Origin of the sequence: Corallococcus carmarthensis, assembly GCF_003611695.1 — a bacterium.
In the GTDB taxonomy this organism is placed as follows: Bacteria; Myxococcota; Myxococcia; order Myxococcales; family Myxococcaceae; genus Corallococcus; species Corallococcus carmarthensis.
Genome location: NZ_RAWE01000190.1, coordinates 1 through 20,330 on the forward strand (window position 1 = coordinate 1; position 20,330 = coordinate 20,330).

The 20,330-nt window shown below is 68.3% G+C and carries 14 protein-coding genes and 1 tRNA gene; 12 read left to right on the top strand and 3 right to left on the bottom strand.

What is annotated here, in order from left to right; translation table 11 throughout:
* The first annotated feature begins 295 nt into the window (after nucleotides 1–295).
* The 6 genes from rpsU (at nucleotide 296) to D7X32_RS33905 (ending at nucleotide 5,996) form a co-directional block, all read left to right on the top strand.
* On the top strand, nucleotides 296–490 hold the full coding sequence (rpsU, locus tag D7X32_RS33880; protein WP_014395136.1) for a 30S ribosomal protein S21: 195 nt from the start codon (nucleotides 296–298) through the stop codon (nucleotides 488–490).
* Between the two features lie 110 nt (nucleotides 491–600).
* Nucleotides 601–1,059: a GatB/YqeY domain-containing protein gene (locus D7X32_RS33885; RefSeq protein WP_120606712.1), complete on the top strand. Its 459-nt coding sequence runs from the start codon at nucleotides 601–603 to the stop codon at nucleotides 1,057–1,059.
* A 333-nt stretch (nucleotides 1,060–1,392) separates the two neighbouring features.
* Complete coding sequence (dnaG, locus tag D7X32_RS33890; RefSeq protein ID WP_120606713.1) at nucleotides 1,393–3,222, top strand: DNA primase; 1,830 nt, start codon at nucleotides 1,393–1,395, stop codon at nucleotides 3,220–3,222.
* A 90-nt stretch (nucleotides 3,223–3,312) separates the two neighbouring features.
* The gene (rpoD, locus tag D7X32_RS33895) at nucleotides 3,313–5,433 is read left to right on the top strand and encodes an RNA polymerase sigma factor RpoD (RefSeq protein ID WP_120606714.1); all 2,121 of its coding nucleotides are present in this window, start codon (nucleotides 3,313–3,315) and stop codon (nucleotides 5,431–5,433) included.
* 88 nt (nucleotides 5,434–5,521) lie between these two features.
* Nucleotides 5,522–5,851: an MGMT family protein gene (locus tag D7X32_RS33900; protein WP_120606715.1), complete on the top strand. Its 330-nt coding sequence runs from the start codon at nucleotides 5,522–5,524 to the stop codon at nucleotides 5,849–5,851.
* A 72-nt stretch (nucleotides 5,852–5,923) separates the two neighbouring features.
* A tRNA-Ile gene (locus D7X32_RS33905) sits at nucleotides 5,924–5,996 on the top strand.
* 76 nt (nucleotides 5,997–6,072) lie between these two features.
* Here D7X32_RS33905 and D7X32_RS33910 read toward each other — a convergent pair.
* Nucleotides 6,073–7,140 (bottom strand): DUF6765 family protein, encoded by a 1,068-nt coding sequence (locus D7X32_RS33910; protein WP_147450376.1) that lies wholly within the window; start codon nucleotides 7,138–7,140, stop codon nucleotides 6,073–6,075.
* 386 nt (nucleotides 7,141–7,526) lie between these two features.
* Between D7X32_RS33910 and D7X32_RS33915 the strand changes: the two genes are divergently transcribed.
* Nucleotides 7,527–8,132, top strand: coding sequence for a hypothetical protein (locus tag D7X32_RS33915; RefSeq protein ID WP_120606717.1), 606 nt, complete (start codon nucleotides 7,527–7,529; stop codon nucleotides 8,130–8,132).
* A 13-nt stretch (nucleotides 8,133–8,145) separates the two neighbouring features.
* Here D7X32_RS33915 and pdxR read toward each other — a convergent pair whose 3' ends face one another.
* On the bottom strand, nucleotides 8,146–9,624 hold the full coding sequence (pdxR, locus tag D7X32_RS33920) for a MocR-like pyridoxine biosynthesis transcription factor PdxR (RefSeq protein ID WP_120606718.1): 1,479 nt from the start codon (nucleotides 9,622–9,624) through the stop codon (nucleotides 8,146–8,148).
* 142 nt (nucleotides 9,625–9,766) lie between these two features.
* Between pdxR and D7X32_RS33925 the strand changes: the two genes are divergently transcribed.
* The 3 genes from D7X32_RS33925 (at nucleotide 9,767) to D7X32_RS33935 (ending at nucleotide 15,413) form a co-directional block, all read left to right on the top strand.
* A complete protein-coding gene (locus D7X32_RS33925; RefSeq protein ID WP_120606719.1) occupies nucleotides 9,767–10,222 on the top strand; it encodes a rhodanese-like domain-containing protein in 456 nt (151 codons plus the stop codon).
* Between the two features lie 309 nt (nucleotides 10,223–10,531).
* Nucleotides 10,532–14,239: an ELWxxDGT repeat protein gene (locus tag D7X32_RS33930; RefSeq protein ID WP_158625814.1), complete on the top strand. Its 3,708-nt coding sequence runs from the start codon at nucleotides 10,532–10,534 to the stop codon at nucleotides 14,237–14,239.
* 199 nt (nucleotides 14,240–14,438) lie between these two features.
* Nucleotides 14,439–15,413 carry a hypothetical protein gene (locus D7X32_RS33935; RefSeq protein WP_171449272.1) on the top strand — a complete coding sequence of 325 codons (975 nt, stop codon included), beginning with the start codon at nucleotides 14,439–14,441 and terminating at the stop codon, nucleotides 15,411–15,413.
* Between the two features lie 567 nt (nucleotides 15,414–15,980).
* Here the strand turns inward: D7X32_RS33935 and D7X32_RS33940 are convergent.
* Nucleotides 15,981–18,071, bottom strand: a complete 2,091-nt coding sequence (locus D7X32_RS33940) for an aldolase/citrate lyase family protein (protein WP_158625815.1) — start codon at nucleotides 18,069–18,071, stop codon at nucleotides 15,981–15,983.
* Nucleotides 18,072–18,279: 208 nt separating this feature from the next.
* On the opposite strand from D7X32_RS33940, the gene D7X32_RS33945 reads away from it, so the two are divergent.
* Nucleotides 18,280–19,620, top strand: coding sequence for a sensor histidine kinase (locus D7X32_RS33945; protein ID WP_147450377.1), 1,341 nt, complete (start codon nucleotides 18,280–18,282; stop codon nucleotides 19,618–19,620).
* Entirely contained in the window at nucleotides 19,617–20,255 is a 639-nt protein-coding gene (locus D7X32_RS33950) for a response regulator transcription factor (protein WP_244239334.1), read from the top strand. The genes D7X32_RS33945 and D7X32_RS33950 overlap by 4 nt, the downstream gene beginning before the upstream one ends.
* The last annotated feature ends 75 nt before the right edge of the window (nucleotides 20,256–20,330 follow it).

Consider the following 20,330-nt stretch of genomic DNA (forward strand, 5'->3'; position numbering starts at 1 on the left):
GTCCACCCGCCCGCCGGTGACGCAGGCCCCACAGGTCCGCGCGCGCAGGGAGGGGTCCTCGACGTGGCGGCGGCAGGAGGCCCAGCACTCGGAAGCGACCGTGCCAGCCCGGGAGGGACTGGCCGCCAGCAGGAGCACCAGGAGGAGGAGGCGGGACACGCGGCGGACATTCTAGCGCACCCGGGCCCATCCTTTCCGTGCGGGTCTCCTTGCCTTTTGCGTCCCGCTGCGCCATACCCCCCGACCCTCTGAAGATTTCCAGATTGCATCCAGCTAGGCGGAAGGAGGTGACTGCATGCCCGGTATTCGAGTGAAGGAAGGTGAGTCCATCGAAAGCGCTCTCAAGCGCTTCAAGAAGGCCACCGAGAAGGCCGGAATCCTTTCCGAGATCCGCAAGCGCGAGCACTACGAGAAGCCTTCCGTGAAGCGGAAGAAGAAGGCCCTCGCCGCCAAGAAGCGCGCTGTGAAGAAGGCCCGCAAGTCGTACTAGCAGGCCCGCAGTGAGGAGCCGGGGCTCCTTGAAGCAGTCAGGTGCCCTGGCTCCCGCCGTCCCATCCCCTGGCGCGGCGACCCTTTTCCCCGCCCGTGAGGAATCCCGACATGACCACCCTGAAAGAGCGCCTGACCGCGGACCTGAAGGACGCGATGCGGGCCAAGGACGAGCTGACCCTGAGCGTGGTGCGCATGCTCAAGAGCGCCGTGAAGTACAAGGAGGTCGAGCCGGGCGCCAGCGAACTGGACGACGCGGGCATCCAGCAGGTCATCGCCGGCCTCATCAAGCAGCGCCGCGACTCCATCGAACAGTTCAAGGCGGGTGGCCGCCCGGAGCTGGCGGACAAGGAAGAGCAGGAGATTTCCGTCCTGCAGCGCTACCTGCCCAAGCAGCTCACCCCGGAAGAGCTCACCGCCGCCGTCCAGGCCTCCATCGCCGAGGTCGGCGCCAAGGGCCCCAAGGACATGGGCGCGGTCATGAAGAACGTGAACCCCAAGCTCCAGGGGCGCGCCGAGGGCAAGGCCATCTCCGAGGAAGTGAAGTCCCAGTTGGCCAAGCTGTCCTGAAGCACCCGTCGTTTCGGGGAAGGGGCGCCGGGAACGTCTCCCAGGTGCCCTCCCCAGCCCCGGCTTGAGCGGATTTTTTGATCCCTCGCCCTTCGCCCATTAAGCGCTGATCCCAAGGCCGTCCGCCCGTCCCCCACCTTGGGAGCCGAGCAGACAGCCTTCAGGAGTGCGCGCCGTGTCCCAGCTCCCGTCGGTTTCCGCGCCCCGCTCGCGTCCGCCTGCCCTACCCGCCTGGGTGGGCAGCCGTGGAGGCAGCCGGCCGGGGTGCGTCAGACGGGGCGGTCAGGATGACGGGCGGAAGGCCGCGCTCATGCGGATGGATGGAGGGGCGTCGTGATTCCGGAGCACAAGATCCAGGAGGTCCTCGACCGCGTGGACATCGTGTCCCTGGTGTCCCGTCACGTGGAGCTGAAGAAGGCCGGGCGCGAGTTCAAGGGCCGCTGCCCCTTCCATCAGGAGAAGACGCCGTCGTTCTACGTGGTGCCGGAGAAGCGCTTCTATTTCTGCCACGGCTGCCGGGCCAGCGGCGACGCGGTGTCCTTCGTACAGCGATACCTGGGCAAGACGTTCCAGGACGCGGTGCAGGACCTGGCCCAGGAAGTGGGCATCGACCTGGAGGCCGCGCAGGACCCGGGCCTCAAGGAGCGCCAGCAGGTCAAGGAGGCCACCGACTTTGCTGCGGAACACTTCCGCACCCTGCTCTGGCACGAAGACGAGGGCCGCGCCGCCCGGGCCTACCTCGCCAGCCGGGGCGTGTCGGAAGAGGTCGCCAAGGGCTTCGGCCTGGGGTGGGCGCCTGCTGAATGGGGCCTACTAGCAGACCGTTTCCAGCAGAACGGCATGCTGGAGTGGGGCTTGAAGGCAGGCCTGATAACCAAGCGCGCTAGCGGTGACGGGTACAACGACTTCTTCCGCAGCCGCCTGATGGTGCCCATCCGCGCGCCAGAGGGCCGACCTATCGCGTTCGGCGGTCGGCTGGTAGCAGCTGAGGATGGGCCCAAATACCTTAACTCGAGAGAATCCCGGCTCTACAACAAGAGTGAAACGCTCTTCGGGATGGATCAGGCTCGGGATGCAATCCGCAAGCGCAAGACCGCAATTCTCGTCGAAGGATATTTCGACTGCATCGGCCTGCACCAAGTTGGAGTGCATCAAGCAGTGGCCCTCTGCTCAACCAACCTGACGACGGGCCACCTCCAGTTACTGAAGCGGGCGGACACACGAGATGTAATGCTGCTTTTGGATGGTGATTCAGCGGGGCTCGCAGCAGTCGAGCGCTTAGCTGGTCCCCTACTTGCAACAGGGACGCCCACTCGGGTTGCGATACTTCCTCAAGGTGACGACCCCGACGAGTTCGCCCGACGCGAAGGCCTAAAGGGCATGGAGCGCCTTTTAGAGGGCGCTCAGACCCTGACCGCCTACCTCTTCGCGACTCTTCTTCCCAAAGGGACGCGCGCAGAGTTCGAGGAAAAAATGGTGGCCTTGGAGCGGCTCAGGCCTGTCACCATCCAAGTCCCCCCTGGGCTTACACGCTCGGCGCTGGTCAACGCACTGGCGAGCCACTTCGGCTGGACGCCTGAAAAGATTGAGTCGGCCCTCCAGTACAGGCCTCCACCTCCGCCTAAGCCGGTTCCGCTCAATTCGGCTTCAGCACAACAAAGTCCATCAACCGCTCCGCGCCCCCAAATCGAGCGGCCTCCACACGAGTCAGAAGCGCTCTATGTGGCCGCTATCCTCCGCGAGCCCCGGCTGCTCGCGAGGGACATTTTTCGGGTATGTGATGAATTATCTCACATGGGACTTCGAGTCCTTCTGGCCCAAGCCACGTCCGGGAAAGGCGCGGAAGAAGCGCTCTATGAAGCGACGGAAGTCGTCAAGCGAGCGCTCGTTGCCGCTGGGAGTCGCCTCTCGCCGGCCGGAATGGAACTGGAGTCGGAGTTCCTACTTACATGCCGCGACATCATGTTGCGGCGCATCGACGAGCGGCTCGTTTATATAAAGCGGGCGACGGAACAGACGCCGGGGTCATTCGATTTGACAGAAGAGACGCGTCAGCTCCTGTCCGAGCGCAAGGAGCTGCTGGCCCTCCGCAAGCGCGTCCTCGATGAGCTGAGGCCTGCCTCCTCGGCAACGGGAACAAAGGCACCAATGCAACCGGTTTGAGTTCGCGTTTGTAAGAAAGCTCGACTTTGCGGTAGATCGGCCGGCTCGCCCAGGCCAAAGCACCTGATTTTCTTAAGGAGAAGTACCCGAATGCCGACGCAGAAGCCCCCCAAGGCATCCGTGAAGCCCACCAAGAAGAAGGTGGATCCGGTGATCCGCAAGAAGAAGGCCCCGGACAGCCCTGCGGCGAAGGTCACGAAGGCAGCGGAGCCTGACGAGAAGGAGCTGGTGGCGAAGGAAGCCCCCGCCGAGGCGACCGAGAAGATCAAGAAGAAGAAGGGCGTGGCCGCCATCGCCGACGACGTGGACCCCGAGGAGGCCGCGGAGGAAGCCGCCGCCGCCGTCCAGGTGGACCCGGACGCCGTCGAAGACGACGTGGAGGAGGATCCCGTCGCCGAGCGCAAGGAAGTGAAGGACCTGCTGGCCGCGGGCCGCGAGAAGGGCTTCCTCACCTATGACGAGGTGAACGACGCCCTCCCCGCCGACATCGTGTCGTCCGATCAGATCGACGACGTGATGAGCATGTTCGGCGACAACGACATCGAGATCGTGGACGCGCAGAAGGCCGCGCAGTCCAACGAGATCAAGCCCACCGTCGCGGTCGAGGAAGAGAAGGAAGACCAGGACGAGGACGAGAAGGACGAGGACGACGAGCCGGGCGGCAAGTCCAACGATCCCGTCCGCCTCTACCTGCGCAAGATGGGCAGCGTCAGCCTCCTCACCCGCGAGGGCGAGGTGGAGATCGCCAAGCGCATCGAAGAGGGCGAGAAGGAAGTCCTGCGCGCGCTGCTCGCCTGCCGCGTCGCCGTGGCGGACATCCTGGACATCAGCAACCGCCTGAAGACCGGCAAGCTGCGCGTGCGCGACGTCATCAAGGACGCGCCCGAAGAGGCCCAGTCTGAGAACGCGGAAGAGCCCGCCGAGGAAGCAGCCGAGGGCGAGGCCCCCGCGCAGCTGGCGCAGAGCGAGCTCAACAAGATCGAGCAGATCTCCAAGCAGATCGAGCGCTTCCGCAAGTTCGCCAAGGACTGCGAGGTCCTGGAGGAGGAGCTCTCCGGGAAGAAGAAGCTCACCGAGGTCCGCAAGAAGGAGCTCAAGCAGGAGGTGAAGGACCTTCGGACCAAGATGATGGAGGTCCTGGAGGAGATGCGGCTGAACAAGAAGCAGGTGGACCGCATCGTCGTGAACCTCAAGGGCCTCATCGAGCGCGTGGAGAAGGCGGAGGAGGAGCTCGGGGACCTGGAGCGCCGCTACGGCGTGGTGATGAAGGACCTGCGCCCGCAGCTCAAGGAGTCGCGCGAGAACCCGAACATCGCCAAGAAGCTCCAGAAGCAGCTCAACTTCACGCCTGAGCAGCTGGAGGTCCTGGACCGCGACGTGCGCACGGCGGTGCGGAAGATCAAGCGCGTGGAGGAGGAAGCCAACCTCCCCGTGGACGCGCTGCGCCGCAACTACGACGCCATCCGCCTGGGTGAGAAGCGCGCCGAGCGCGCCAAGAGCGAGCTGGTGGAGGCGAACCTGCGCCTCGTGGTCTCCATCGCGAAGAAGTACACGAACCGCGGCCTGCAGTTCCTGGACCTCATCCAGGAGGGCAACATCGGCCTGATGAAGGCGGTGGACAAGTTCGAGTACAAGCGCGGCTACAAGTTCTCGACGTACGCCACCTGGTGGATCCGTCAGGCCATCACCCGCGCCATCGCGGACCAGGCCCGCACCATCCGCATCCCGGTGCACATGATCGAGACCATCAACAAGCTCATCCGCACGAGCCGCTACCTCGTGCAGGAGATTGGCCGCGAGCCGACGCCGGAAGAGATCGCGGAGAAGATGGAGCTGCCGCTCGACAAGGTGCGCAAGGTCCTGAAGATCGCCAAGGAGCCCATCTCCCTGGAGACGCCCATTGGCGAGGAAGAGGACAGCCACCTGGGCGACTTCATCGAGGACAAGAGCCTGGTGTCGCCCGCGGACGCGGTCATCAACATGAACCTGGCCGAGCAGACCCGGAAGGTGCTGGCCACGCTCACGCCGCGCGAGGAGAAGGTCCTGCGCATGCGCTTCGGCATTGGCGAGAAGAGCGACCACACGCTGGAAGAGGTGGGCCAGGACTTCGAGGTGACGCGCGAGCGCATCCGCCAGATTGAAGCCAAGGCGCTGCGCAAGCTGCGCCACCCCAGCCGCTCCAAGCGCCTGCGCTCCTTCGTGGAGAGCTGACGCAGGACCGTTGAGCTGATTGGATTCGAAGGCCTCCGTTCCTTGAGTGGACCGGGGGCCTTCGTCGTTTTCGTCCCCGAGGTGCGCCGTGGCCGCGAAGAAGCCCGCCGAGAAGCCCCTGCCCTTCTCCGACAACGTGATGAAGCAGGTGCGCTCCATTCCCCGGGGCGAGGTGCGCTCCTACGCGCAGGTGGCCATCTACGCGGGGCGGCCGGGCGCGGCGCGCGGCGTGGGGCGGGAGCTGAAGCACCTGCCGGGGCAGGCCACGCAGGTGCCCTGGTGGCGGGTCATCCGTTCGGACGGGACGCTGGCGCCCCCGGTGGCGCACGAGCAGGCGAAGCGCCTGCGCGCCGAGGGCGTCACCGTGAACGAACGGGGGCAGGTGTTCCGCGTGGTGAAGAAGGACGGCAAGGCCTGACACCTGGCGACGCTTGCCAGGCGCGCGCGGGCGGAGAGATAGTCACTTCCGCGTCTGGCGTCAGAGACATGAGGGCCCTTAGCTCAGCGGTTAGAGCTGTCGGCTCATAACCGATTGGTCCCTGGTTCGAATCCAGGAGGGCCCACTCCCCTCATTCCAGAGGCTCCTGCCTCACCGCGGCCTGGGGCGCCATGCGCGCCTCCTCCGCTTGCTGTTCCTGGCTAGAGCCGCCGCTTCGTCAGGAGCATGCCAATGCCTTTCAGCACGGTGGTGAGAGCGCCCGTCCCCCAATGAGTGGTCTGGGGTACCTGTCGGATGGGGAGTTTGAGGGTCTTGGGTTCGAGGCGTGGCTTGTACGTGTCCAGGAACAGGGGGCGTGGAACCGGGTCGAAGTACTTTTCGTCGACGCGCGCGAGGACGTTGAAGTCGCTCTTCATGGGCAGCTCCGAAACCGCGCTGGCCTCAAGATACCTTGCCTCCTCCAGCCCTTTCTCGATGATCCTCAACTGCTGTTCCTTCGACTTCGCCGCCAGGAGTTGTTTGCGGAGATTCAGGGCGCTTCGCAGCGTGGCAACCGACAGGTCCTGGTACGAGAGCAACTGGAAGAAACCAAGACAGACGGCCGTGTCCACGAAGGAGATGGAGGAGACCTTCTTGGGATTCATGAGGACGAGGTCCTCGGTATAGGCCACCTGCCCGTAGGCGAAGTCCCTCAGGAAGGGCTTCTTGTGTTGTTGGAGGAAGGCATCGAGGAATTGGTACTGGAGCTTGGCCGCGATGCTGAACCGGATGACATGGGACCCCAGGGGGTCCTCTAGCCTCCCCATCTTCTCGAACGCTTTCTGGTTTCGCTCGAACTTGTCCGGCACACGCAAGAGGCCCATCTTCATGATGGCCCGCTCCCAGTGCCCGCACTTCTCCTGGATGGCGCCCTCATAGTTCCAGTGCGAGCCCTTCTCCGAGGGCGGCTTCGCGATGACCTCCTGGAGGATCGAGAAGTTGCGTTCGGAGACGCACTCCTTGAGCGACGTGGGCAGGTCCTGCCAGGTGAACATGTCGGGCAGTTCCAGCGGCATGTAGTCCTCGCCGGTGCGGACGGACCGCAACGCGTGGATCATCTGCATGAGCGCATGGAGATACACCCACCGGTTGTCACGCAGCAGCTTCGGGTTCTGACTTTTCTTGTTCCAGCCTGGCTCGTACGAGAACTGGAGCCAGGAGTAGTCCGGGAAGTGGCCCATCCGGCCATGCCCCACGAAGGCCCCTTCCACCAGCCCGGAGAGGATCAACGGCGGCGAGGTACGCTGCTGCCCCGAATACCATTGATAGGATGGAAGTTTCTCCCAGGAGTCCCCCCGCTCCGAGACGTGGACGGTGGGCTTCGCGTCATTGAACGAGCCAGGGCCAACATAGACATCCGGAACCCAGTACGTCGTGACTGCATCAATCACCTGCACAGGAAAGCACGAGCGGGTGGACGCGCCTCTCCTCTACGGGCATCTGGCGCGCGAAGGATCCGCACACCACAACGGCGAAGAGGAACAGCGCCGTTCCCACCAGCCCCGCGCTTCGTCATCCATCCCGTCAAGGGCTCACCGGCGGGACTGTGCATTCTCAGCTCAAAACATGATAGACCTGACCAAGCAGTATCCGCTCAATCCGCACCCTGGAGGCCATGATGAAGCACTCGAGCCCGTGGATGTTGGTCTGTGCAGTCGGTCTGCTGTTGGGGTGCGGAGGGCCGCCCGAAGACTCGCCGCCGGATGTTTCCGAAGGGCAGCAGGACGCGCGCATCTCGCAGACCCTCATCCGTGCACTGCCGGATGGGACGATGGCCCAGGAGACGACGTTCATCACCCGGGCGGAGCAACGGGCCCAGCTCGAAGCACGTGAGGCGCTCTTGCGGAACCTGGGCGCGGGCGTCACCCAGCAGGACCTGGACGACCTGGCCATCGACGGAGGATGTGCTGGCTCCAGCCTCTGGCTCTTTGACCAGGCGGGGCGCCAGGGCAACCAGCTCTGCCTCTACAAGCAGGCAGGGGCGCCTCAGGGCTGGCTGAACCTTGGAACGGTCATCCGCATCTGGAGCAGCCCCCGGCTCCTGACCTGGGCAGGCGCCGTCCGCAGTCTCTGGTCGGGCGTCCACCCTGGCAGCCTGCAGTATTGCACCGCCACCCTCTGCTACAGCACCCCCTATCAGAACTTCAATGCCTATCAGCCGATGGACACCATCACCGCCTCGGCGTCGCAGCTGAACTGGGCCTACCTGTACGACCCGTGACCCCGGAGGACCGTCAGCCCATGAGCCGCGAGAGCACGCGCACCGCGGCGCGCAGTCCCGCGGGGCTGGCCCCCGAAAACCCCAGGACCAGTCCCTGTTCCCCACCCCGCCCCAGGTAGAGCGGTGACAGCCGGCGGGCACCGAGCCGCTTCGGCTCGGTGCGCTGGACGACGTCTCCATCCCGCCAGCCGGGTGCGAGCAAGGCCGTGACGTGCATGCCAGCCTCCGCCGCTCCGGGCCGCAGCCACCCTTCCGCCTCACGCCGCAGGGCATCCAGCAGCGCATCCCGCCGCTCCGCATAGGCCAATCGCATCTGTCGCAGGTGCGCGGCGTAGTGCCCCGCCTCCATGAAGTGCGCCATCGCCGCCTGGGACAGCAGCGGCGCATGCCCATCCGTGGCGGCCCGCGCGGCGGTGAAGGGCTCCACCAGCGCGTCCGGGACGACGAGGAAGGCGAGCCGCAGCGAAGGGAACATCACCTTGTTGAAGGTGCCCGCATAGAGGACGCGCCCCGCCACGTCCAATCCCTGGATCGCCGCCAGGGGCCTCGTGGCGTAGCGGAACTCGCTGTCGTAGTCGTCCTCGAAGATCCAGGCACGCGCGGCCCGAGCCCACTCCAGCAACGCCAGCCGCCGGGGCAGGCTCAGCGTCACGCCCAGCGGGTACTGGTGCGAAGGCGTGACGTAGGCCAGCCGGGCCTTCGGAGCACGCGCGGTGCCCACCTCCACCCGGAGCCCCTCCGTGTCCACCGGCACGGGACACACGCGCGCCCCCGCGGACTCGAACGCGGCACGCGCCCCCAGATAGCCGGGCTCCTCCAGCCACACGCCCTCCCCTTCGTCCAGGAGCAGCCGCGCGGAGAGGTCCAGCGCCTGCTGCGTGCTGGCGAGCACCAGCACCTGTCGCCATCCACAGCGCACCCCACGCGCCGTGCCCAGGTGCGCGGCGATGGCTTCTCGCAGCGGCCGGAACCCCGCCGGCTCGCCCGCGGTCATCAGCCCTGGCCGCAGGTGCCGGGCCTGCTTCGCCACCGCGCGGCCCCACAGGTGCGTGGGGAACAGGTCCAACGCGGGCAGGCATGGCGTGAAGGGCTGCACGTCGCGGGGCTCCGGCGGCAGCACGTCGCGGGACAGGCGCTGCCCCCGGCGTGACAGACCCGGCCGGGCCAGGGGGCCGCTGCGACGCGCGGGAGCGGCGGTGATGCTCCGGGGCAGTCGCGCATGCTCGGGCAGCGCCACCACGCTGCCGGAGCCGACGCGCCGCTCCAGGAAGCCCTCCGCGTCCAACTGGGCGAAGGCTCCCTCCACGGTGCCTCGGGAGACGCCAAGCTCGCGCGCCAGCGTGCGCGTGGAGGGCAGCCGGCTGCGCGGCGCGAGCGCACCGGAGAGGATGGCCTCCCGCAGCCGCTCATAGAGCTGGCGGTGGAGGGGCGCACCCCCTCCGGTCTCCGGCTGCAGGAAGGGCAGGGACACTCCGGCGGCCCGCTTCGGCATGCCCCCATGAAGCCAGGACCCGGGCTCCCCGGCAACCGGCGGCCCATCCATAATGGCCCATACCCTGGAGCTGAAATGGAGCTATCCGCCAGACCACTCTGGAGGCACATTTCCGCGTGTCGAAGCCACTGGAGGTCCCGTCATGACTGCTTCCGCCACTGCGTTCTCCTTCGTCCTCGAAACGCCGGCCGCGACGCCCGAGGAGGCCCGGCGCCACTTCCTCGCGAAGCTGTCCGTGGAGACGGACCCGGCCGACGTCCACCTGGACCTGGAGCGCGGCAAGAAGGGCTTCGTCGTGGTGGACGTGCGCACGAAGGAGGCCTGGGCCGAGCGCCACGTGCCCGGCGCGCTCAACCTCCCGTCACGGACCGTCAGCGCGGAGACGACGGCGCACCTGAGCAAGGACGATGTCATCATCACCTACTGCTGGGGCCCGGGCTGCAACGGCTCCACCAAGGCGGCCGCCCGCTTCGCCGCGCTGGGCTTTCGCGTGAAGGAGATGATTGGCGGCATCGAGTACTGGGTGAAGGAAGGCCACGCCACCGAGGGCACGGCCCCGCGCGGCACGCCCGTGTACGCACACCCTGTCGACACCTGACGTGGGCGGACACGTCCACCGCGAATGTCTTGCTTGAGCAACATTGCCCGGTCGACTGGGAAAGGCCAGACATCCCAGGATTAATCAAAACCCTTTCATCCCCAGGCGGCCCCGGTGGCGCTGGGGACGGCCCGGTTCCCGCTGACCCGGATTGCGCTTCCCGCCTGCGTCCGGGATGCTCCCCACCGTCGAGTCGCCCGGGCCGGCACGCCAGCCATTGGCGTGCCTCCGGCGGTCCGAAAGACAGGGATGGGGATGCACGGACAGAGACGCGGGGGTCTGGGGGCGCAAAGCCTGCTCACCAGTTTGATGGTGGTACTCACGGCGGGCGGCTGTGGTGACGCGCCGGTCACCGTGGACACGCGGGCCGCGCGGCTCTTGGGGACGGGGGGAACGCCGCCGGTGCCGGAGCTGGTGGCGGACATCTGGCCGGGGGATTCCGACTCCAACCCCACCACCCTGACGAACGTCAACGGCACGCTCTACTTCGAGGCGACCGAGTCTCTCTACGGGGGCCAACCCTGGAAGAGCGACGGCACCGCGGCGGGCACCGTGCGCCTGCGGGCCATCTCCTCGCTTCCCAGCGCGGGACCGACGTCCTTCACGGCGGTCGGCGGCACCGTGTACTTCAGCGCCGACGATGGCTGGAGCGGCCGCGAGCTGTGGAAGACGGACGGCACCCAGGCCGGCACCGTGATCGTCGAGAACATCTACGTGGGAACGGCGGGGAGCGGGGCCACCACCCACTCGAACCCGTCCTGGCTCACGCCGATGAACGGGACGCTCTATTTCACCGCGACGGACAGCGTCGGGACCGACCGGCTCTGGAAGAGCAACGGGACCGACTGGGGGACCACCGCCGTCCAGCTCTACACATGGTACGAGGCGGGTGCTTCCTCCTGGCTCACGAACCTCAACGGCACCCTCGTCTACGTGTCGAGCACCGCCAACCTGGGCTTCGAGCTGTGGCGGAGCGACGGCACCCAGGCCGGCACCGCGCTCATCAAGGACTTCAATCCTGGCAGCGGCAGCTTCGTCCCTCCCTACATCCCACCGCTGCTCACGGTTTCGAATGGCTCCATCTTCTTCAAGGGCAATGACGGGACCTCCGGCTTCGAGCTGTGGAAGACGGACGGCACCCAGGCGGGCACCCTGCTCGTGCGAGACATCTGGCCCGGCGCCGGAGGCTCCTACCCCTCCGAGCTCGTGGACGTGAATGGCACGCTGTTCTTCATCGCCACGGATGCCGCCGGCGAGGAGCTGTGGAAGAGCGATGGCACCCAGGCGGGCACCGTGCGCATCAATGACATCTGGCCCGGGCACTTGTGGTCCTCGCCGTCCTCGCTCACCGCCGTGGGCAACACCGTCTACTTCCTCGCCGATGACGGCGTCAGCGGCAGGGAACTGTGGAAGACGGACGGCACCGAGGCGGGCACCGTGCGCGTCCGCGACCTGCGCCCCGGTGCCGCGAGCCCCTCGCTGACCTCGCTCACCGCCGTGGGCTCCACCCTCTTCTTCGTGGCGGATGACGGGGTCAGCGGCAAGGAGCTGTGGAAGACGGACGGCACCCAGGCCGGCACCGTGCGCGTGAAGGACATCTGGCCCGGTGCGCTGGGGTCCTCCCCCTCGTCGCTGGTCCACCGGAACGGCGTCCTCTACTTCGCGGCGGACGACGGCGTGTACGGCAGGGAGCCGTGGATGAGCGACGGCACCGACGCGGGCACCGTGCTGCTGCGGAACATCCACACGACGCCGCGCAATTCGTACCCGGCGTTCATGATGGACCTGAACGGCACGCTCCTCTTCACGGCCACCAGCGGCGTGTATGGCCGGGAGCTGTGGAAGACCGACGGCACGGTGGCGGGCACCGTTCCCGTCAAGGACATCAACCCCGGCCCCGCGAGCGCGTCTCCGACGGCGTTCGTCCGGGTGGATGACACGCTCTACTTCGCGGCGGACGATGGGACGAGCGGCGCCGAGCTGTGGAAGACGGACGGCACCCAGGCAGGCACCGTGCGCGTCAAGGACATCCGGCCCGGGGCCACGGGCTCGCTGGACCTCCTGAACGTCGTCCTCGCGCGGGTGGGGCGCACGCTCTACTTCGCGGCGGATGACGGGGTCAGCGGCAGGGAGCTGTGGAAGACGGACGGCACCCAGGCGGGCACCGTGCGCGTCAGGGACATCCGCGCCGGAGCCACGGGAGCCCTCGGCGTCGGCGTTCCCGCGCTCGGCAGCGCGGGCGGGGTGCTCTACTTCGCGGCGGATGACGGGGTCAGCGGCACGGAGCCGTGGAAGACGGACGGCACCGAGGCGGGCACCGTGCGCGTCAGGGACCTCTATCCCAGCGCTGGAAGCTCCTATCCCATGCGCTTCACGGAGGTGGCGGGGACGCTCTTCTTCATCGCCACGGATTACCTCGCCGGCTACGAGCTGTGGAAAAGCGATGGGACTGAAGCCGGCACCGTGCGCGTGAAGGACATCTACCCCGGCTCCAACTTCTCGTTCCCCGACAACTTCCTGGTGGTGGGAGCAACGCTCTATTTCACGGCGGACGACGGCAGCTCCGGCCGGGAGCCGTGGAAGAGCGATGGGACGCAGGCCGGCACCGTGCGGGTGCGGGACATCGCTCCGGGCACGGCGAACGCCTCTGTCTCCGGGCTCACGTCCTACAAAGGGCGGGTCTTCTTCTCCGCCAGTGAGGGCGTCAACGGCTCGGAGCTCTGGGCCACGGATGGGACCGAGGCGGGCACCGTGCGCGTCAAGGACATCCGGCCCGGAGCGGCGGGCTCGAGTCCGCAGGGCCTGCAGGTCATCGGAGATACGCTGATCTTCAGTGCCTTCAGCGCCGCCTCCGGGGGCGCCGATGTGTGGCAGACGGACGGGACCGAGGAGGGGACGCGGCTGTTCCTCGCCATGCCGGGGACGGGCGTCAACCGGCCCAACGGGTTCCTCCTCATGGGGGACACGCTGTACTTCCAGGGCTCTGACGGCACGCATGGGGCCGAGCTGTGGCGCGCGCGGAATGTCCTCGACGTGACGCCTCCCACGGTGACCTGCCCCACGCCCGTGGTGGCATCAGCCACCGGTCCGCGGGGCGCGGTGGTGGACTTCCCTCCCGCGACGGCGAGCGACGACGGCCCGGCCAGCCCCGCGTTGAGCTACAGCCATCCGAGCGGGAGCCTGTTTCCGCTGGGGGCCACGAGCGTCACCGTCACGGCGCGGGACGCGGCCGGCAACAGCGCCACCTGCGCCTTCGGGGTGACAGTGCGGGACACCACGGCGCCGGACCTCGTCTGTCCGGCGGACGTGGCGGCGCTGGCGACGGCAGACGCGGGCGCGACGGTGGAGTATCCGGCGGCCGCGGCCTCGGACGCCGTGTCCTCCGCGACGGTCGCATACAGCCAGGCTTCCGGGACGACCTTCCCGGTGGGGATGACCGTCGTCACCGTCACTGCCACGGATGACGCGGGCAATGCGTCGTCCTGCGCGTTCTCCGTGACGGTGACGGACACCGCTCCACCGGCCATCACCTGTCCGGAGGATGTCTCCGCTGAAGCGACCAGCGCCGCGGGCGCCGCGGTCCCCTACCCTGCGGCCGCCGCCACGGGGACAGGGGCGGTGCCGGTGACGTACAGCCACGTGTCCGGTTCGGTCTTCCCCATGGGGGCGACCCCCGTCACCGCGACGGCGCGCGACGAGCGGGGGCGCATGGCCACGTGCGGCTTCACCGTCACCGTGCGGGACACGACGCCCCCCACGCTGGTGTGCCCGGCGAACCTCATCGTCGAGGCCACGGGGGCGAACGGCGCGGCCGTGGACTTCCCGGAGGCCACGGCGTCCGACCGGGTCTCGGAGTTCGTGACGCTGAGCTACAGCCGCGCTCGCGGCGCTGTCTTTCCGCTCGGGATGACAGGGGTCTTCGTCAGTGCTTGGGATGACGCGGGCAATCTGAAGACCTGCTCCTTCCGCGTCACCGTGCGAGACGCCACGCAGCCCCAAGCTCGCCTGCCCCACTGATGTCATCGCGGAGGCCGTGGACGCCACGGGCGGGCGTGACGTACGCCACCGTCGCCCCGGTCGATGCCGTCTCCGGCCCCGCCCTGACGGTGGCGTACAGCGCGCCCGTTGCGGGTTGTCGCCACGTCGGCCTCGTCGCAATGACGCAGTGACCCAGAGCCACTCGCATCTCGTCACGGAACCCGTGACAATCCGCGGCATGAACCTGCGACGCTCGATTCGCTCCCTGTTGGTTGTCTCCCTCGCGGCCGTTCCCATCCTTCCCGGCTGTGGCTCTGATAACGGGCCACCAACGCCGCCCCCAGGCCTCGATGCGGGCACCACGTCCGACGCGGGCACCGAGCTGGATGCAGGCTCCACGGCCGACGCGGGCACCGAGCCAGATGCGGGCACCACGTCCGACGCAGGCACCGAGCCGGATGCAGGCTCCACGGTCGACGCAGGCACTGAACCGGATGCAGGCACCACGGTCGACGCAGGCACCGAACCGGATGCGGGCACCACGCCCGACGCAGGTACCACGCCCGACGCGGGCTCCGAACCGGATGCGGGCACCACGCCCGATGCAGGCACCACGCCTGACGCGGGCACCGAACCGGACGCAGGCACCACGCCTGACGCTGGCACCACGCCCGACGCGGGCACCCAGCCAGATGCAGGCACCGACCCATTCGCCACCTGCGAAGGCGAGTGCCAGGAGACCGCCGTCACGATCCAGATGAACGGGGAACAGCGCTCCCTGACCAACGCCTACTTCGGCTACGAGGAGCCGTCGACTCCCGGGGACCCGTGGACACTGTGGATCGAGCTCAACAACGGCACGGCGGGTGAGTGCCCGTCCCAGGAGTCGCCGGTCCCGCCACAGCTCGTCAATGTCTACAACGTCAAGGTGCCGGTGGACGCGACGCCGCAGGAGGGCTCCGCGCCGGGTGAGCCGAGAGCGACGCTTGTCGACTTCGAGGGCGTGCTCAGCACGGCGTTCTTCGATCACAGCACGAACCTCATCTTCACGCCCGTGGCGGCCTCGCTCTGCCCCTCCTGCATCAAGGCAGGCAGCCCACCCGCGTCGCACTTCGTGGCCTTCGACGTGGATGGCCTCTACGAGAATGGCGCCCTCACCGGACACGGATACGCCACGTACTGCCCCTCGCTCAACTACCTCCAGGACAACTGATGGCGGTCCCGCTCACCTGACGGTGAGCCAACCCGGCCCGGGTTCCCTACAAGGGGGCCCGGGCCGTTGTTTGGAGGGAGCGGCACCTCTGGCATTGGCCGCAAGCCCATGGGCGCCAATGGCAACATCCCTGGAGCCCACCGGGCAAGAACATGCACTGCTCATCACTCGATGTGCCGGTGCCCATGGACGCCCCCAGCAGCACGATATCCTGGTGTGCCATTCATCTCGGAATGACACACCAGGAGGCACACATGCAGGTGAAGTCCATTGTCATGGGCATCATGCTGGCCGCGGGACTGCTGACGGGCTCGTGTGCACGGACAAATGCGATGAGCGGCTCAACACCTGCCTGCGTCTTGGCACCGTCCACATGCTCATCTGCTTCGACCGTCACGACACCTGCCTGATGAACTGCCCCATCGAGGAGTAGCGGACGCAGCCGCGCCAGCGGACCCGGCGCAACGTGCCGCCGGGTATCCGCTGAAGCGGGGCCTTGCGGAGGACGGCGAAGCAGGAGCCACCCGATAGCCGCCCTGGCCCCTTCGAGTCCGTGCCCGGTGCCCGCTACTCCTTGAGGCGCAACAGGCGCCGCGTGGCGACGCACACCACCCGGCCCTCCAGCGCTTCGAGCCCGTGCCCCCTGCAGAACGCATCGTAGGCGGAGGGCCGCTCCCCTTCGATGTGGAACAGCGCCCGAGGCAGGGCCGTGTCCACCAGCTCCTCCGACGGCGTGAGGTCCGTCACCCCGAGCGTCCGGACCACCAGCTCCTCCAGGCCGGCCTGTCCCTCCACCGGCCCCCGGGAGAGGATGTACGAGAGCGCCCCCACCGTCTGGGTTGGCGCCACGGGGCGCAGGTTGTCCGCCGCGAGCAATTCCTCCCAGACGACTTCATGCAGGTCCCTCGCGGCCGCCGCGAGCGTCATGGACACCACCAGCCCCCCGCTCACCACCACGCCCCGGCCATGTCCCAGGTCGAAGCGGTGGTGATCCAGGTGGATGGGGTGGGTCACCAACAGCTGCGTCGAAAGCGCCAGGTTCGCCGTCACACCCAGCGGCCTCGCGAAGCCATGCAGCAGCAGCTCGCCCTCGTCGAACGACGTCACGGAGGCGGCGCGCGGCGGCACGTCCCCCAGCCTCCGCGTGAGCGCGTCGCGGAAGGCCTGGGCCTTCGCCTGCTCGTCCGCCTCCAGCGCCGCGGCGGCGGTGGAGGGAGCGAAGGCTTCCGGCTGACGGCGATACAGCTCCAGCTTGTCCAGCGTGAAGACGGGGACGTCGTCCTCCACGCGCAGCATGCGGCGGTGGGTCGTCACCACGGCGCGCCTCCCATCCCCGGTGTTGCGCACCGAGCGGACCTGGATCTCCTGCCGGAAGGTGTCACCCACCCGCAGCGGCGCGAGCTGTCGCGCGTTGCGGAAGCCCAGGTGATAGATGGCACCGTGCGTGCTCGACATGCTGCACGCCAGATAGAGGCCCATCATGAAGGGCAGGGGCGGTGCGTCGGGACCGGACAGCCCCAACCGGGCCGCGAACGGCGCGCTCGTCACCACCCGGTCGTGTGAATAGAAGCACTGGACCCACAGGTCCCGCATCCCCGCCGTCGCCGTCATCTCATACGGGTTGGGCAGGACGTCGTCCGGGCTGGGCGGGCGGTGGAGCGCGTGCGACACGCGGCGCCCCCGCACCCGGGGCTCCGCCTCCGAGGCCGGGACGGACGGTGGGCAGAGCGCGAGCATCCGGTGCGCGGCCTTCAGGTGCGGCGGCCCCACGAGCAGCCCGTCCACGATGGCCATCCCTTCCGTCTCCACCGCGCCTCCAGCCTCGGGAGCCGCGAGCCCCGGCACCTTGCGCGTCAGCGTCGCGAGCGCGCCCTGGCCCTGCGCCTGCGTCACCTTCCGGGCCCACGCCAGCTCCGCCGCCGTGGGCGTCATGCAGCGGTTCACGATGTCGAGCTGATCCGGGTGCAGGCAGCACTTGCCCGTGAAGCCATGGACGTGGCCTTCCGCCGCGTGCTGCTCCAGGCCAATGCGGTCCCCCACCTTCGTGTACGGCGTGTCGAACGGCTCGATGCCCGCCGCGCGCGCCGCCATCACCAGCACGCTCCGGGGATGCGCGAGCGTGAGCTCCGCGTGCGGAAGCGCGCCCGTCAGCCGGAACAGGTCCCCGTGCCCGAGCATCATGCCCAGGAGGCGTCCACCGCCCGCCACCGCCAGCCGCCCCGCGTTCAGCAGGGCCGCCGGGGTCTCGATGAGCGGCAAGAAGCGCGTGTGTCCCCGGGGCAGGCCCCGAGCCTCCTCCAGCAGGAGGATGCGCTCGTGCAAGGCATCCAGATCCTCCGGGCACGTCGTCATGGTGGGCATCAGCGCCGTCAACCCGGGCAGTCCAATGCAAGCGTCCAGGTCCGCATCGAGCAGCTCGGGACGCGCCGCTTCGTTGATGCGCACCACCACCGGACGCCCGGCGAAGGTGCCTGCCTTCAAGAACTCCACCAGCCCGGCGCGCGCGGAGGCCTTGGCGGCCAGGGGCACGGCGTCCTGCAAGTCGATGATGAAACAATCCGCCGGCAACCGCGCGGCGTTCGCGAAGGCGAACTGGGGAATGAACAGCAGGCTGCGCCAGGTGGCCGGGGGCCGCGGCGCCTGTGACACGTCTTCCATGAGGGTGCGCTCCAGAAGGCCATCCGCGAGCGGAGACATTCCGCTGGAACAGCCGTGACGGCCGACCCGGGTCAATTCACTGGAATTGAGAAACACAACCAGGAGGCCGTGTCGCCCTCCTATCCCTTCACAAGGACACCGCCATTAGGCTCTTTGTTGCATTGACAGGAGATGGAAAGGGGGGCCTTCGCCGTCGCGGAGTCCATGTATGCGAATGCTCCTCATCCTCCTGGCATGGCTCACTGCATTCGCACCGCACGACTTCCACCGGGTGAAGGACCGGGAGCAGCGGCCCGGCGTGCGGGGCTCCTTCGCGGATGCCATGCCTTTCGCCGTCCACCTGAAGCATCCGGTGTGGCCCCAGGTGCCGCTGGTGCTGCTCATCCTGGGGCTGCTGCTGGAGCGACGTCAGCGCCAGCGGGCCCAGCGGCTCAACCGGGCGGTGCTGGGCGCGTTGCCCGGAGCCGTGGCGCTCCTCGACAGCGGTGGCGTCGTCCTGCGGACCCACCCCCTTCCCGCCCACGGCGACGGCCCCGGAGGCCTGCCGGTGCGCCAGCTCCTGTCTCCGGGACGCCCCTTCCTGGAGGTGTTCCAGGAGGCGGCCCGCGCGGGCCCGCCGGAGATGGACGGCGCGGTGGCGCTGCTGCGGGACGTGCTGACGAAGCGCGTGCGTGAAGGGGTGACGGAGTGGCAGGGCCCGGCCGCGGGCACCTGGTTCGAGATGCGCGCGCACCGCCTGGAGCTTCCCGAGGGCGGCACCTTCGTCTCCATGGTGGACGTCTCCGCGCGACGCCGCGCGGAGCTGGAGGCCCGCCAGGCCCGCGACGAACGGGCGCACCTGCAACGGGTGGCCACCGTGGGCGAGCTGGGCGTGTCCATCGCCCATGAGCTGAACCAACCCCTGGCGGCCATCCTCAACAACGCCCGGACAGCCCAGCGGCTGCTGGCACGCCCACCCGTGGACCTCCGCCTGCTGGCGGAGATCCTCCAGGACATCGTCTCCGACGACCAGCGCGCGGGGGAGATCATCCGGCACATGCGGGCGCTCCTGCGCAGGGAGGAAGCGAGGCACCTCCACCACGACCTCAACGCGCTGGTGCGGGGCGTGATGAGGCTGGTGGAGCCCGACGCTCGCCTGCGCGGCGCGGACCTGGTCCTGTGCCTGGCGGAGTCCATCCTGCACGTCCACGGCGATGGCGTGCAGTTGCAGCAGGTGGTGCTCAACCTGACGCTCAACGCGCTGGACGCGGTGGTGCCCCGGCCCGTGGGAGGCCGCCAGGTATGGGTGACGACGCGGCGGGTGGGGGCGGCGGTAGAGCTGGTGCTCGAGGATTCGGGGGTGGGAATGAGTGAGGAGGCGCTGCGACACCTGTTCGAGCCGTTCTTCACCACCAAGTCCCATGGCATGGGCATGGGGCTGGCCATCAGCCGCTCCATCCTGGAGGTCCACCAGGGCCGCCTCCAGGCGGAGTCCCGCGAAGGTGGCGGCTGCCGGTTGCGCTGCACGCTCCCGTGGGTGGACGGGCCGTCCGGAGACGGTGCCCCGTGAGCGCGGAAGGGCCCACCATCTTCGTCGTGGACGACGATCCGTCGGTGCTTCGCAGCCTGGAGCGCATGTTCCACACGGAAGGCTACGCGGTGCGGAGCTTCGCCCAGCCCCGGTTGATGCTGGCGTGCGAGCCCTGGCCGGGGCCGGGCTGCGTGGTCATGGACCTGCGCATGCCGGAGCTCAACGGGCTGGAGCTCCAGGAGCGCTTGCGGCAGGCGGGATGGCGGCATCCGGTCGTCTTCATCAGTGGCGCCGGGGACGTCCCCGGCGCCGTCCGGGCGATGAAGGCAGGGGCGGTGGACTTCCTGCCCAAGCCCGTCAGCGCGGAAGTGCTGCTGGCGGCGGTGCTCCAGGCGCTCGCGCGGGACCAGGCCTCGCGGGCCGCCAACGCGGAGCGGGAGCAGCTCCGCCTGCGCTTCTCCACGCTGTCGCCCCGGGAGTGGGACGTGTGCCGGGGCGTGGCGCGAGGACTGCTCAACAAGCAGATCGCGGCCGAGCTGGGCACGGCTGAACAGACCGTGCGCTTCCAGCGGGGCCGGGTCATGGCCAAGCTGGCCGTGAGCTCCGTGCCTGAACTGGTGCGGCTGCTGGACCGCCTGGAGTCGCGGTCCGGCGTGAATCCGCAGACGGAGTAGCGCCTCACGACGCTCGGACCCTTCGGCCGGAAATCGAAGCGGGCGCGCGGTGACGCCCTCGGGCCCGCCCTCGTC

Bases quoted from the DNA above. Each gene is read 5' to 3' on its own strand.
- rpsU (WP_014395136.1), top strand. From the start codon at position 296: ATGCCCGGTATTCGAGTGAAGGAAGGTGAGTCCATCGAAAGCGCTCTC.
- D7X32_RS33885 (WP_120606712.1), top strand. From the start codon at position 601: ATGACCACCCTGAAAGAGCGCCTGACCGCGGACCTGAAGGACGCGATG.
- rpoD (WP_120606714.1), top strand. From the start codon at position 3,313: ATGCCGACGCAGAAGCCCCCCAAGGCATCCGTGAAGCCCACCAAGAAG.
- D7X32_RS33915 (WP_120606717.1), top strand. From the start codon at position 7,527: ATGATGAAGCACTCGAGCCCGTGGATGTTGGTCTGTGCAGTCGGTCTG.
- pdxR (WP_120606718.1), bottom strand. From the start codon at position 9,624: ATGCCGAAGCGGGCCGCCGGAGTGTCCCTGCCCTTCCTGCAGCCGGAG.
- D7X32_RS33925 (WP_120606719.1), top strand. From the start codon at position 9,767: ATGACTGCTTCCGCCACTGCGTTCTCCTTCGTCCTCGAAACGCCGGCC.
- D7X32_RS33930 (WP_158625814.1), top strand. From the start codon at position 10,532: ATGGTGGTACTCACGGCGGGCGGCTGTGGTGACGCGCCGGTCACCGTG.
- D7X32_RS33935 (WP_171449272.1), top strand. From the start codon at position 14,439: ATGAACCTGCGACGCTCGATTCGCTCCCTGTTGGTTGTCTCCCTCGCG.
- D7X32_RS33940 (WP_158625815.1), bottom strand. From the start codon at position 18,071: ATGGAAGACGTGTCACAGGCGCCGCGGCCCCCGGCCACCTGGCGCAGC.
- D7X32_RS33945 (WP_147450377.1), top strand. From the start codon at position 18,280: ATGCGAATGCTCCTCATCCTCCTGGCATGGCTCACTGCATTCGCACCG.